Source organism: Paenibacillus sp. IHBB 3054 (assembly GCF_051594305.1).
Lineage (GTDB): Bacteria > Bacillota > Bacilli > Paenibacillales > Paenibacillaceae > Paenibacillus_AQ.
The window spans coordinates 100,180-114,108 of sequence record NZ_JBOFBG010000014.1 but is presented as its reverse complement, the minus strand read 5'-3'; the positions used below and the strand labels follow the sequence as shown (position 1 = coordinate 114,108).

Here is a 13,929-nt window from a genome sequence, read left to right as displayed (position 1 = left end):
TTCAAGCTCAAAGTGCACCAAGTCCTTTCAACGAGGAATGGAATCTGAATCAGACTCCAGCGGGTCACAGGCAGCGGAAACCGCAGGAAAACGGGCCTTCCCGCCTGAGCCGGAGAAGGATATCGTCTGGTTCAACCAGCAGTATTCGACCGTGCTGGGGGACTGGCAACGCGACATTATGATAAGGCCTGTGGGTACCTACTCGAACGATCCGACTCTTCGATTACCATACTCCAATTTACACGAAGTCTATTTATCCAACTCCCGATTCACGGCATCATACTCACTCCCCTCCTCCCATATACATTAAGAAGAACAGAACCGATCTAACGGAACCTCTGCGGTCTAGCCGGAATAGGTTGCAGCAAACACAGCAAGCTGGAAGGAGCGATGGATTCATGCCCGGGGATGAGATTAAAGCGCTGGAGCGGGCGATTGCCGAGATCACGGAGATTGCGACCGGATTTGGGCTGGATTTTTACCCGATGCGTTATGAAATATGTCCTGCCGATATTATTTACACGTTCGGGGCCTATGGAATGCCTACCCGATTTGGACACTGGAGCTTCGGAAAAACGTTTCACAAAATGAAATCGCAATACGATTTCGGACTAAGCAAAATCTATGAGCTCGTCATTAACTCCAATCCCTGTTATGCCTTCCTGCTGGACGGAAACTCGCTGATCCAGAACAAGCTGATTGTCGCGCATGTGCTGGCGCATTGCGATTTCTTCAAGAACAACATGCGCTTCTCCATGTCCAACCGGGATATGGTCGAGAGCATGTCAGCCACAGCCGACCGGATTGCCGGCTATTCGGTGACCTACGGAAGGGATACTGTGGAGAGCTTCATTGACTCCGTGCTGGCCATTCAGGAGCATATCGATCCCAGCCTGATCCAGCCGCGCAAGCTGGGCAAAACCCATCTGCTGGAAGCCAAGATGAAGGAACGCAAGGATGCCCCAGCCGGCGGTAACGCTACGCCAAGTCCTTATAGCGAGCTATGGAATCTGGATCCGGCTTCAGCAGAGCCACAGGCAGCGGAAACCGCAGGAAAACGGGCCTTCCCGCCTGAGCCGGAGAAGGATATCGTCTGGTTCATCCAGCAGTATTCGACCGTGCTGGAGGACTGGCAGCGCGATATTATGACGATGCTGCGTGACGAAATGCTCTATTTCTGGCCGCAGATGGAGACCAAAATCATGAACGAAGGCTGGGCCTCCTATTGGCATCAGCGGATCATGCGCGAGCTGGACCTGACTCCTGAGGAGACAATTGAATACTCGAAGCTCAATTCCTCAGTCGTGCAGCCTTCGCGCCAGAGCCTGAACCCTTACTATCTGGGGCTCAAAATCTTTGAAGACATCGAACGCCGCTGGGACCGCGACAAAATGTTTGAGGTACGTGAACTGGATTCCGACATTTCATTTATCCGTAGCTACCTGTCCAAAGAGCTGGTTAATGACCTCGACCTCTATGTCTTTGAGAAAAAAGGTCCGGAATGGAAAATCACCGACAAAGCCTGGGAAAATGTACGCGATCAGCTCGTGCTCGCCCGGGTCAACGGCGGCTCTCCCTACCTTGTTGTTCAGGATGCCGATTACGAGCGCAATGGCGAGCTGCTGATCGCCCACCGCTACGAGAGTATTGAGCTTGACCTGAAATATCTGGAACGCACGCTCCCGCACATCTATGCCCTCTGGGGCAGGACCGTGCACCTCCAAACCGTAGTAGAAGACAAAAAAGCCCTTTTTACCTATGACGGTAAAAAGGTGCAGCGGAAGTTTGTGTAATAGATTGGTAGTAGCACATACTTTGTGCGAGCGGGCTATTGTTAAGGTCGCTACCCACAGCGACCTTAACAATAGGAATAAACAGGCAAAGGCTATGGAGGTGAGCGTAACGGAGAGAATTTTGGAACTGTAGGAGCGATAGCGGCCGGAAGTCCAAACATTCGCGCAGTGAAGCCCATTCACCGATCAGCCTTTGCCCCCTTTCAAATTTTACAGTCGCGCCCTCACCGGAACATAAATCTCCATCACCGTATCCACCCTGGAATGGCAGCGTTCGTCGTAGAACTCGTAATCTAGCTTGCCTTCGTCATAGACATACCCGCTATCCTTGAACCATTCCTCAAAGATATACTTCCAGGTGCACTTGATCACCTGAGCAAAATCCTTCTGCTCCTCATCCTTCGATGTATCCACGGGCGGTGTGGTGAATACCGCATAGACTGCCTCAGGCACTTCAACTGTCAGCATCTCATCGGTCACCCCGCTATAATCGTCAACGATCACGCCAAGCAGGTAAGTGGCGTTTCCGCTCTCAGCGGCTGGAACACATAAGCCGACTTCTCCGTGCCTTGGGGGTGCGAGAATTTCATACATATTGGATTCCAGATTCTCTCCATCATAATGGCTCCAGAAAGAAGCGATGTCCTTGGTATAATTGCCTTCGGCCACATTGGTTTCAATACCGTAACCAGCGACCTTAAAGGCCGGTTTATGCATATTAAATAACCTCCGATTTTGACAACAGAACCGCCCTGAAGATAACCGTCCATACGCGACGCATACTGTGATGGGCTATAGCCATAGGCCTTGCGAAACGCCTTAGTAAAACCGCTTGGCGTCTCAAAGCCATACTCCAGCGCAATATCAATAATTCTCCGCCCGCTGAACAATTCGACCGCTGCCAGTGACAGCTTCCGGCTCCGTACATATTCCATTACAGACATCTCCTTGCACAGACTGAATACCCGGCTAAAATGATATAGCGAATATCCGGCCTCGGCGGCAATCTTCTCAGCAGTCAGATTGTCTTTAATATTTTCCTCAATATAATCGATACATCTCTCAATATCCTTGCTGTAATTCAATGAGTCACCCAGCCTTTCCCCGTACGGTGATTTCATTATAACAAGCAGTTTGCAAGCGGGCTGTTCCTCGTTTGCTGTTCGGAAGCACACGCTAAAAAAACAGGCAAGCCCCGTATACCGGAGGCTTGCCTGTTGTATATATGATGCTTGTAAGCATATTGTGTTGCTGTGCAGGAGATCTGCTTAAGGAATCGTAATGGTCAGAGAATCCCCTGGATCTACGACTCCGGCTGAGGCTTTGAACTTCAGATTGAGCGTATAATCCTTGAAGTTATTCATGTCATTGACTCTATCGAGCTGGTAGTTTCCGTCAGGCAAGAGTACGGTGAATTTCCCGTCTTTTATTTGTCCTGAATACGAGTTGTTGTTGTCAGTGTCATGCAAGTATAGAACAACGCCAGTCATAGGTTTACCGCCTTTAGTAACTGTACCGGAATACTCCACAGGCACGGTAATCACAAGCGGATTTGGCACTGACTGTCCAGCTGCAACACTAAAGGAATAGTAGATTTTAATGTCCTTCTGACTGGCTTCATCAGTAAATTTATCCACTGTGTAGTCAGCCTCCGGGAGATACAAGGAGAACTGTCCGTCCTTGATTACAGCAGAGTATGCCTTGTATTCGCTGCCCCCGACACTGTGGAGAAAGATTGTTCCATTGGCAACTGGTGTTCCATCTGCACTAATGATTAAGCCCGAAACTTTTGGAGGAAGCTTCAGAATATACGGCTGCGGGTTAAGATGTCCATCAGTTACAGTGATGCCAGTATATAATGGAATATTCTCCCGGGTAACATTGTCGGTTACACTATGTATCTTATACTTTCCATCGGGAAGATAAAGACTGAATACGCCATTTTGTGAAGATGTACCATAGCTCGTATATGTCCCTCCATCAGTGCTAATATTTAAGTAGCTCCTACCAAGTGCTGTATCATCAGCATAGGTTACCTTGATCTCGCTCTTGAAAGGGATGGTAATATCCAGGATTTTCATTTGCTTATCAACAATTTCGAATGAGTAGAGCGGAATCGCTGAATTGTTATAGTCATAGGCTTCATACTTTCCCGGGGCCATGGCAAGCGTGAATTGTCCGTTAGTAACAGCAGTACTTGCTCCGATAGTCAAGCCTTTGAATGATAATTTGCCATCAGGAACCGCCGATCCGTCCGGATATTTAAGTGTACCCGTTACATTATTATTGGGGATCCTAATATCCAGCATGGCCGGGACCGGTTTCCCTCCGGCTACCGTAAAGTTGTAGGTGAGATAAATATTCTCCTGTGAGCCTGTGACGTTGTATCTGTGCACTTTATACTTGCCGTCAGGCAAGTAAGAGCTAAACTTCCCGTCCTTCACTTGAATCGTTATATAGGCTTGGGTGGTCTCTTCTGTAATGGACAGAAATCCATCCTTTATTGTTGAACCATCCTCGAATTGCAACGTCCCCGTTACATTCTTGAGTTGCACGATAACAGACAACGGAGCAGGTAAGCTTTTCTTATTCACTACTTTGAACTTATAGGAGATCTGTAACGATTCCTTGTTGTTTTTACTATAATGACTGACGATCTCATAATCTCCATCCTCAAGATAGAGCCTGAAAGATCCTTTTTCCACTTGGGCATCGATAGAAATAGGATTTGAAATATTTCGCTTAGTAATGTGCAGCGTACCATCCTCAATATCTCTGCCATCCGAATACTTTACAGTCCCTGCGACATTTTCCGAAGGAACGACAATGTATAGAGTGCTTGGAACAGTACGTCCTTCCGTTACTGTGAATGAATAGCTGAGTGGGGTCCTCTTGTTTTGTGCGTCGTAGAACATTTCTGCCTGATAAGTACCGTCCGGCAGAAAGAGCGCGAACCTGCTGTCTTTGATATCCGCATTATACTGGACTTTGGGACTGGTCGTACTGTACACATACAGTTTGCCTGAATCAATCGGATGGTTGTCTCCATCTACAATGGTTCCCGTAAGCTTCTTGGGAACGACAATCTTGATTGGATTAGGAGTAGATTGACCGCCCGCAATGGTCAAGCTGTAGTCCAGTGATATTCTCTCAGAATTATCTGTATTATGGAATTCACTCAACTGGTACGTGCCGTCAGGCAGGTAGACCTTAAATTGCCCATCAATCACCTGGGAAGAGTAGCTAGGATTGCTGTCACCTGTTGCAGTGTTCAGCACGAACACGGAACCATCGCCTAGAGGACTTCCATCTGAATAACTTAACGTTCCCTTGAACAGCTTCGGCAGCGTAATTTCAAGCGGACTCGGATTAGTCTGGCCGCCGGTCACACTGAACGTCTGGTTGACGCCCATCATCACCGTATTATCCGAAGAAAACAGATTATTGATACGATAATCCCCATCCGGCAAGTAGAGAGTGAACTGTCCTTCCTTTATTCCGGCAAAATAGCTTGAATTATTGCCGGAATCCGTCCGGCTCACATTCATCGTTCCGGAAGCAACCGGTGTTCCGTCGAAATTTTTGAACTTTCCCGTAACAGCTGCAGGTATTATAAAGCTTAGGGGACTCGGTGTGGAGTGTCCTCCTGTAATGGTGAACGTATAGTTCACTGCTATATTCTCTTGGATATCGGAACTATATAAACTATGGACCTGATAATTGCCGTCAGGCAAATACAGACTGAAGGCTCCGTTCCGGAGATCAACACTGTAATTGGAAGAAGGATTGGTATTGGAACTGCTGATACTCAGGCTTCCATTGCTGATGGTGCTGCCATCCGAAAATTGAATGGTTCCTGTCGATTTAGGAGACAACTTGAGTTCCAGCATCCCTGAATCCAGCTTCCCATCTGCAACCTTAAATGGATGGAACAAAGCGATAGTTTCTTGATTCTCCTGGATATAAAGCTTGTTTAAGTAGTACTGACCGTCCGGCAGCTCTATACTAAACCGTCCGTCCTCCAGCTCCACTTTATAAGAAGTTCCGACTCTATTCTCCATCCTGTAAAGATACAGGTATCCATCCCCAAGCATTGATCCGTCTGCATACGTAAAACTTCCCTTAACATTGCCGCCCAATACTGGCGGTGTTCCAGTTGGCTCCGGCGTTGCTGTCGCTACCGGTGTGGCTGTCACCACAGGTGTTGCTGTCGCTACCGGTGTGGCTGTCACCACAGGTGTTGCTGTCGCTACTGGCGTTGCTGTCACCACAGGTGTTGCTGTCGCGGCTGGCGTTGCTGTCGCCACTGGTGTTGTTGTCGCGGCAGGTGTTGCTGTCGCGGCTGGTGTTGCTGTCGCCGCTGGTGTTGCTGTCGCCACTGGTGTTGTTGTCGCGGCTGGTGTTGCTGTCGCCGCTGGTGTCGGGGTTGCCGTTGTCGACGGTACAGCCGGATTAGTGTTTCCCACCGCTGTTGGTGATGGCGTCGTAGCCGACTTGTCAACACCTCCAATCTTGACCTTAACATCGGAGCCGCTGTCTTTACCAGCTTCCAGCTTGACTGGCGAAGTTTCCATCGTAATGCCTACGGCATTGATGACCGCAGTGTCAATTTTACCTTTGCCTGTAACATCCAGGCCAGTATTGATATTCATCGTTGTGATGCTGGCTTCATTCATCAGTTTATTGCCTGTGGCTTCTTTAGCCACGTTTAGACTCTGAATCGTGCCTTCAGGAATATCTACAGCAATATTATGTGCTTGAATATTGACTTCCTTAAAGCTGCCTTTCAAGCTTATCTTGGCATTTGCCGGCAGCTCTTTCGATAAGGTTACTGCACTTACAGCTGCCCCCGTGATCGATTCAATCGCCGCTTCCGATTGAACCTGCAGATTGGCAACCGTTGTCGTTCCTTCTGCCACAATTCTTACACTGCCATTCTTTTTGTCGATGATGACCGTACCAAGAATGCTCTTGTCAAAATGAATGCTGTGAGCACCGCCGCCGGAGACGGTAGTCGTTCCCTTGACGGTCACATTCTCAAGGACCGCTTCGCCTTCTGCGATACCTTCTCCCAAGAGTAAATTACCGCTGATGGTCGTATTTCGGAGTTTGATATCCGGCGAGTTGATGATAACATTCTGAAGGGTTGCGGCATTCCCTGCTACAGGGCCATAGGTACCTGGTGTACTGTATGTTACGCTTACTGCAGAATTATGTATGTCCAGAGTTCTATCCAAAATAACTACAGCCTCGGCGCGGGTCGCCGGATCACCCGGATGAAAGCTGTTGTCTGCAAAGCCCTGCATGATCCCCTTCTCCTGCACTGCACTGATGGCGTCTTTGCACCATGCCGGACTGTCCGCTGTATCGCTGAAGTTGGCATCTGCTGTTGCAGTTAATCCGAGCAGTTTACTGACAATGACCGCTAATTCCTGACGGGTTACCTTCTTGCCCGGTCCAAAAGAGCCGTTGCCATATCCGCTAATGTATCCAGCAGCATTTGCTTTTAACAACTCCGGATACACCCAGCTTGAAGCTGCCACATCCTTGAACTCCACGGACTTGGTCTCCACAAATCCAAAGGATTTGTTGACTAATGAAACCAGTTCGGCTCTGGTGATGGGAGTGGCCGGTTTAAAGCGGCCACCTGGATATCCAGAGATGAAGCCTTTTTCCATCCACTTGCTAATTTGCGGTTCGGCCCAATTCCCGGAAATATCCGAAGCCGTCCCGGCGAATACGGAGGTATACGGAGATAGCGTGAAACAAATCACAAGTAATAAGGCAAAACCTTTCTTCAAAATATTCCTCTTCGACAAAATTCTTCCCCCCAATGATAAAAAAAATGAATCCGCTATTAAATTACACGATCTCCTAAATTTCGACTATAAGAAAAAATTGATTTCCTATGAAAATGTCGACTTTTGTATGTATTTTTGGTGTCTTTCAGATAGATTTGCACTTCTCGCGGACTGGGATGCAGCTTTTTCTCCATATTCGCTATATTTAACGGCATTTGCAGCATCATAAGGACTATACGGTCCGCGAATCTGGGGATATGTGCTCAAAGTACATAAATAAGTGCTGTTGCCCCCTGGACAAGTTCAGCATATGTCGTGCATCAGCTTTCTGCTTCAGCGTTTTGCATTCGCGTTCAGAAGTACATTTCACTTAAAAAACACCACAAAAAGGACCGCCTTATGGCAGTCCGCAGTGTTGCAGTTACATATAAAAGTATGCAGCTTGCAGATTTCTTGTTCGGAGAATGTGCCTAATGAATGCGGTCACCGGTTCAGCAAACTTCCGACATATTTCAGCAGCTCGTTGGCGCAGATCGGGCAGTAGTTATGCTCGTCAATCAGGCGTCTGGATACCTCGTTGATCCGTTTGAGCTGGCTTTCATCCGGCGTTTTGGAGGAGGTGGTAATCTTGACGATATCCTTGAGATCGGTAAACAGCTTCTTCTCGATCGCTTCCCGCAGCCTGTCGTGGTTGTTGTACTCAAACTTTTTGCCTTTGCGGGAATAGGCGGAAATACGGATCAGGATTTCTTCACGGAAAGCTTTTTTCGCATTTTCGGAAATGCCAATCTGCTCTTCAATGGAGCGCATCAGCCGCTCATCCGGCTCCATCTCCTCATCTGTCAGCGGATCACGAATTTTGGCCCAGTTGCAGAAGGCTTCGATGTTATCGAGATAATTCTCAAACAGCGTTTTGGCGGACTCTTCAAAAGAGTAAACGAACGCCTTCTGCACTTCGCTTTTGGCCAGAATATCGTATTCCTTGCGGGCGATGGATATGAAATTCAGATACCGTTCCCGTTCCTCCTTAGTAATCGAAGGGTGCTGATCCAAGCCATCCTTGATCGCCCGCAGCACATCCAGTGCGTTCATGCACTGCAGATCGCCTTTGATCAGGGCGCTGGAAATCCGGTTGATGACATAACGCGGGTCTATGCCTGACATGCCTTCATCCAAATATTCGGTTTGCATCTCCTTGAGGTCGGCTTCCTTGTAGCCTTCAACCTCTTCACCGTCATACATGCGCAGCTTTTTGATCAGGTCCATCCCCTGCTTCTTGCTCTCCTTCAGGCGGGTCAGGATTGAGAAAATCGCAGCGGCGCGCAGCGCGTGGGGCGCAATATGCACATGCTTCATGTCGCTTTGGGCGATCAGCTTGGCGTAGATTTTTTCCTCTTCCGACACTCTCAGGTTGTACGGCACAGGCATGACGATCATGCGGGACTGGAGCGCTTCATTCTTTTTGTTGGAGATAAAAGATTTGTACTCCGTTTCATTCGTGTGGGCAATGATCATCTCGTCCGCCGAAATCAATGCGAAGCGCCCGGCCTTAAAGTTGCCTTCCTGGGTCAGCGACAGCAGGTTCCACAAAAACTTTTCATCGCATTTGAGCATTTCCTGGAACTCCATCACTCCGCGGTTCGCTTTGTTCAGTTCCCCGTCGAAGCGGTAGGCGCGCGGATCGGATTCCGAACCGAATTCGGTAATCGTGGAAAAGTCGATGCTGCCTGTAAGGTCAGCGATATCCTGCGACTTCGGATCGGACGGACTGAAGGTCCCGATGCCCACCCGCTCCTCCTCCGACAGCAACACCCGTACAACCTTCACCTGCTCGATGTCGCCGTGGTATTCATTCTTCAGCCGCATTTGGCAGGAAGGGCAGAGATTGCCCTCGATCCGCACACCCAGTTCTCTCTCGATCTCAGGGCGAAGCTCCAGCGGAATCAAATGAAGCGGGTCCTCATGCATCGGGCAGCCTTCAATGGCATACACCGCTCCTGCATCCGTACGCGAATACTGCTCAAGGCCACGTTTCAGCAGAGTAACCAATGTCGATTTCCCTCCACTGACCGGTCCCATAAGCAGCAATATCCGTTTGCGTACGTCTAGACGCCGGGCTGCGGAATGAAAATATTCCTCCACCAGCTTCTCCACCGCCCGGTCGAGTCCAAAAATCTCCTGCTCAAAAAATTTATACCGCTTGCGTCCATTAATGTCCTCTACGCCGTGTGACTTGATCATGTCGTATACGCGGGAATGAGCTGTTTTAGCGGGAGAGGGGTCTTTTCTCAGCAGTTCTATATAGTCCTTGAAGGTGCCGCTCCACGCCAAACGGTCGTTCTCAGCCCGATACGAAGCTATACGCTCAAAAATATCCATTGCTCGCTACCTCCTCTTGCGCTCCTACTTGCTCCACAGCTTTAAAAGTGTATTACATACCTATGCGGCGAGCCCGGAATAGTTTACCTCTTTTTTGCTGTGCTATAATAGAGAATCATGATTTCCCTTATAAAATACCGGCACAAAGTGCGGGCTTGTCCTCCAAGCTTATTCAGACACTTTGCCATTCAACCGTAAACCTATAGATTCAGCTGGGGACGCAACATTAGGACACAGGAGTGACAAATATGGCCGTAAAGCATGAAACGGAGCTATATGCTCCTTTGAAGAGTTTTTTTGAGAGACAAGGCTATGACATCAAAGGCGAGGTGCGGACCTGTGATTTGGTAGGCCTGCGTGAGGGTGAGGAGCAGCCGCTGATCGTGGAGATGAAAAAATCGTTCAACCTCGCCCTGCTGCTGCAGGGGGTTGAACGATTGCGGTTAAGTCCCAACGTTTATCTCGCCGTGGAGCGCGTGCGTGACAAAAAAGGCGCGGTGAACCAGCGCTGGGGCGAGCTCAGCGGGCTATGCCTCCGCCTTGGCCTTGGGCTGATCACTGTGGTCTTTTACAAGACCAAGGCACCGCTGGTCGAGGTGCTCGCGGAGCCGGGCGACGCGCCGCCCCAGCCCCGCAGCCGCACACGGCGGCGCGAGCAGCTGCTCTACGAGTTCCGCGAGCGCAGCGGCGACTACAACACCGGCGGCAGCACGCGCGTCAAGCTCGTGACGGCCTACCGCGAGAAGGCGCTGCGCGTGGCACTCGCGCTGCAGGCCGCCGAGGCCGAAGCCGCCCTTGCGGCGGCCGGCCTCGCCGGGAAGCGCGCCGGACGCGGCGGCGCGCCAGGGGCAGACGCAGCAGCGGACGCCGCTGCGTCTGCCCTTAGCCCGGCGGCTGCGGACAGCCGGGCGAAAGCTCCGCTCGGCGTCACACCCGCCGAGCTGCGCAAGAGAAGCGGCGTACCGGGCGCCGCCGCATTCCTGCAGAAGAACTACTATGGGTGGTTCTTCCGGGTGGGGCGCGGCCGCTACACGCTCACTGCCGCCGGAACAGCGGCGCTGATCGAATATGCGAATATCACCGGAAGCCGAGCCTAAGCTTTATTTTCCATACAGCTCATATTTCCGTCCGTTCAGCAGAAGGGCTGCCCCACTGCCTGCAACACAGGCGACCAGCAGATTCATGCCAATAGACTGCCAACTGATCGTATCGTTAATATTGGCCGCCTGCTCCTGATTGATGGGACTGACCGTCAGCAGATTGGCGTATTGCTTGAAGGACTCATTAGCCGACGTTCCTATGCTCCAGTGCGAGCTGTCTTGGATAACCAGAGCGAACTGGACAGTAACAACCGCACCAATCAGGACAGCAATGCAGAGATGGCTTAACAACGGTTTGCGTTGTCTTTTGCCTGCAGCCAGCGCCAGTCCTATTAAGGCCAGTCCGGCAGGAATACTGCACAGCTTGGACAACAACAGATACAGGATTCCTAGCGCCGGACTGGCCGAATCAGCAATCCTCGCCTGATATAAGCCATCAGGATTTAAAAACACCTCCAGCAATGTCGTCGACCATACCGCCGTGGTGCCAAGCATAAAAACAGCCGATTTTACCAGAAACAGCGATGAAGTCTTGACGGGCAGCATATGATTAACCGGCATCGTACCCGTGAAGAATTCCCTGTAATAATCCACATAGATGTACACCGGGATCAGAATGCCGATGACCATGTTTACGGTGAGAATCAGAAATGCCAGATCTTGGCCTGAGCTGAACAGGAAATACAGGTTGATTAAGCAGCTTAATCCGGTTAACGAGGCGAACATTGCAAAATGTCTTTTGCACTCCAGTTTAAATTGATGGACTAGAATCACGTAACTACTCCCCTTCTCAAATGGTTAAACGATGCTTTTAAACAAATCCTCAATGGGCAGGCCATACTCTCGTTTCAATTCCTCCACGCTCCCCTGCAGCTGCACTTTTCCTTCGTCCACAATCGCTATATGCGTAAACAAGCTCTCGACATCACGAATCAGGTGGGTACTGATCAGAATGGAGCTGTCAGAGTCAAAATTATCCAGGATAATCTGCATGATTTTATCACGCGTTGATGGATCGACAGCCGCTAATGGTTCATCTAGTACGAATAATTGGGCCCGGCGTGCAAACGTAAGCGATAAGCTCACACGCTCCTGCATTCCTTTGGACAGGGACTTCACCTTATCTTTAAGATTCAATCCGAGCATCTCTATCATTCCGCAGGCCTTGTCCCGCTGGAAATCGGCAAAAGCGTGATGATAAAAATCAATGCACTCCTCAATACTCATCCATGAATACAGAAATTCTCTGTCCGGCAGATAGGATACAATCTTTTTAGTTTCCACACCGGGATGTTGTCCACCGACTGTAATCGTCCCTTTATAATTCCGCAGCAAAGACGCGATCAGCTTCATAAGCGTCGTTTTTCCCGCCCCGTTCGGCCCCAACAGCCCTACTATACTTCCCTTGGGAACTGTCAGATTCAGTCCGTTTAAAGCAGCCTTTTTCCCATACATTTTCGTCAGGTTCGTACATTCCAGTATATTTCCCAAAATGCCCCTCCTCTTCATTCGATCTTTCTTATATCCATATATATACATTCAAAATCATTAGACTCCTGTACTCGAAACATCCCTGCATGCTGCGCTGAAATGCCATATAGTTACATAAACAAAAAGCAAGCCCCCCATACCGGAAGACTTGCCTTTTCACCAATACTAGCCTGCACACTGCCAATACCCAACTATTTATTATAAATCGACTATTACATACTGAACTAATTCCTTAAGATCTTCAAATATTACATCCGCCTCTACATCCGTAGAAAACTGTGTACTTTGTTACCATGCTGCTCTGAGGCCTGCGGCGCGGCTCGCCCGGATATCATTGTCCGGATGGTCGCCGACAAACAGCGTTTCCTCCGCCTTAACCCCTAGCTTAGTCAATGCCCGAAGGAAAATCGCCGGATCCGGCTTGCGCAGACCTTCCCACTCTGAAATCAACACCTCATCGAACAAAGGGCTGATCCCCAGAGCTTGAAAATTATCATATTGGAATTGTCCAAAGCCGTTGGATACCAGCGCGAGTTTGATTCCGTTTGCCTTTAATGTCGTAAGCATACTCAACATATTTGGAAATCCGATACAATGTCCTTGAAAACCATGCAAATAATCATTCAGAAGTTCTGCCCAGCTTAGCTCCCGGATAGAAAACTCCTCAAGAAGCTGCTGATACACTCTATCTTTCCAGACATAACCGTGCTGATCCAGCTCGACAAACCGCTGCAGAAATTTTTCTTTGGGAACAGACTGAAATTGTGGATATCGTTCATACTGATCGCGGACAAAAGAGACTAGAGAGGACTCGCGGTCCAATAACGTTCCATCCAGATCGAAGAGCACCGCTTTAATTTCCATCTTCCTGCCCTTCCACACGTAAGCGCGTTGATTATTGAGTTATCTGCTGCTGACTCCCGCCAACCTCTTGATTGTTGTTTGCTGCGGATGAACTCTGGTTTAGGTTGCTTGCTCCGAGTTCAGATAAGTGTATTTGGTGCAGCTATTCGGGAGCAATATAGTTGTTTCAAAGATATAATTGTATGCTCTGCAATTAAAAATGGCGAATCCTTTCGTTTTGCCCGAATGACATCTATTTAGTTGTACGAAGTGCAGCTATCTCCTCATTCGCCCATCCATATGGAGTTTTAGATGTATAAAGTGCAATTATCGCGTAATTCGCTCATAGGGTAGAGATCACGCCCCCATGTTCACCCAAAAAGCCCATTCTCGCCCAATTCTCCTGCACAGAATGCAACAGAATCCTATCAGACTGCCAAAAAAGGGAAATCTATTGTACTAAATACAGCAGACGCTACTCATAGCCTCTCATATGTCACAAACTACAACCTCTAACTTCTA

At 49.1% G+C, this 13,929-nt stretch carries 9 protein-coding genes and 1 pseudogene; 3 read left to right on the top strand and 7 right to left on the bottom strand.

Features of this window, described 5'->3' with window-relative positions:
* The first annotated feature begins 37 nt into the window (after positions 1-37).
* Both ACQ76X_RS17140 and ACQ76X_RS17135 read left to right on the top strand, forming a co-directional pair.
* Positions 38-310 (top strand): hypothetical protein, encoded by a 273-nt coding sequence (locus ACQ76X_RS17140; RefSeq protein WP_438495149.1) that lies wholly within the window; start codon positions 38-40, stop codon positions 308-310.
* An 88-nt stretch (positions 311-398) separates the two neighbouring features.
* A complete protein-coding gene (locus ACQ76X_RS17135) occupies positions 399-1,793 on the top strand; it encodes a SpoVR family protein (protein WP_438495148.1) in 1,395 nt (464 codons plus the stop codon).
* Positions 1,794-2,003: 210 nt separating this feature from the next.
* Here ACQ76X_RS17135 and ACQ76X_RS17130 read toward each other — a convergent pair whose 3' ends face one another.
* The 4 genes and pseudogenes from ACQ76X_RS17130 to ACQ76X_RS17115 form a co-directional block, all read right to left on the bottom strand.
* On the bottom strand, positions 2,004-2,510 hold the full coding sequence (locus tag ACQ76X_RS17130; RefSeq protein ID WP_438495147.1) for a GyrI-like domain-containing protein: 507 nt from the start codon (positions 2,508-2,510) through the stop codon (positions 2,004-2,006).
* A 104-nt stretch (positions 2,511-2,614) separates the two neighbouring features.
* Positions 2,615-2,914 (bottom strand): annotated as a pseudogene (locus tag ACQ76X_RS17125) (helix-turn-helix domain-containing protein); the annotation flags it as partial.
* Between the two features lie 147 nt (positions 2,915-3,061).
* Positions 3,062-7,612 carry an S-layer homology domain-containing protein gene (locus ACQ76X_RS17120; protein WP_438495146.1) on the bottom strand — a complete coding sequence of 1,517 codons (4,551 nt, stop codon included), beginning with the start codon at positions 7,610-7,612 and terminating at the stop codon, positions 3,062-3,064.
* Between the two features lie 465 nt (positions 7,613-8,077).
* Complete coding sequence (locus ACQ76X_RS17115; protein ID WP_038588431.1) at positions 8,078-9,973, bottom strand: PrkA family serine protein kinase; 1,896 nt, start codon at positions 9,971-9,973, stop codon at positions 8,078-8,080.
* A 248-nt stretch (positions 9,974-10,221) separates the two neighbouring features.
* Here ACQ76X_RS17115 and ACQ76X_RS17110 point away from each other — a divergent pair, with 248 nt between their 5' ends.
* Positions 10,222-11,070: a DUF2161 family putative PD-(D/E)XK-type phosphodiesterase gene (locus tag ACQ76X_RS17110; RefSeq protein WP_438495145.1), complete on the top strand. Its 849-nt coding sequence runs from the start codon at positions 10,222-10,224 to the stop codon at positions 11,068-11,070.
* Between the two features lie 3 nt (positions 11,071-11,073).
* Here the strand turns inward: ACQ76X_RS17110 and ACQ76X_RS17105 are convergent, their stop codons facing one another.
* From ACQ76X_RS17105 to ACQ76X_RS17095, 3 genes are all read right to left on the bottom strand, one after another.
* On the bottom strand, positions 11,074-11,847 hold the full coding sequence (locus tag ACQ76X_RS17105) for a hypothetical protein (RefSeq protein WP_438495144.1): 774 nt from the start codon (positions 11,845-11,847) through the stop codon (positions 11,074-11,076).
* 24 nt (positions 11,848-11,871) lie between these two features.
* On the bottom strand, positions 11,872-12,564 hold the full coding sequence (locus ACQ76X_RS17100) for an ABC transporter ATP-binding protein (protein ID WP_438495143.1): 693 nt from the start codon (positions 12,562-12,564) through the stop codon (positions 11,872-11,874).
* Between the two features lie 288 nt (positions 12,565-12,852).
* Positions 12,853-13,428 carry an HAD family hydrolase gene (locus ACQ76X_RS17095; protein ID WP_438495142.1) on the bottom strand — a complete coding sequence of 192 codons (576 nt, stop codon included), beginning with the start codon at positions 13,426-13,428 and terminating at the stop codon, positions 12,853-12,855.
* Positions 13,429-13,929: the final 501 nt, after the last annotated feature.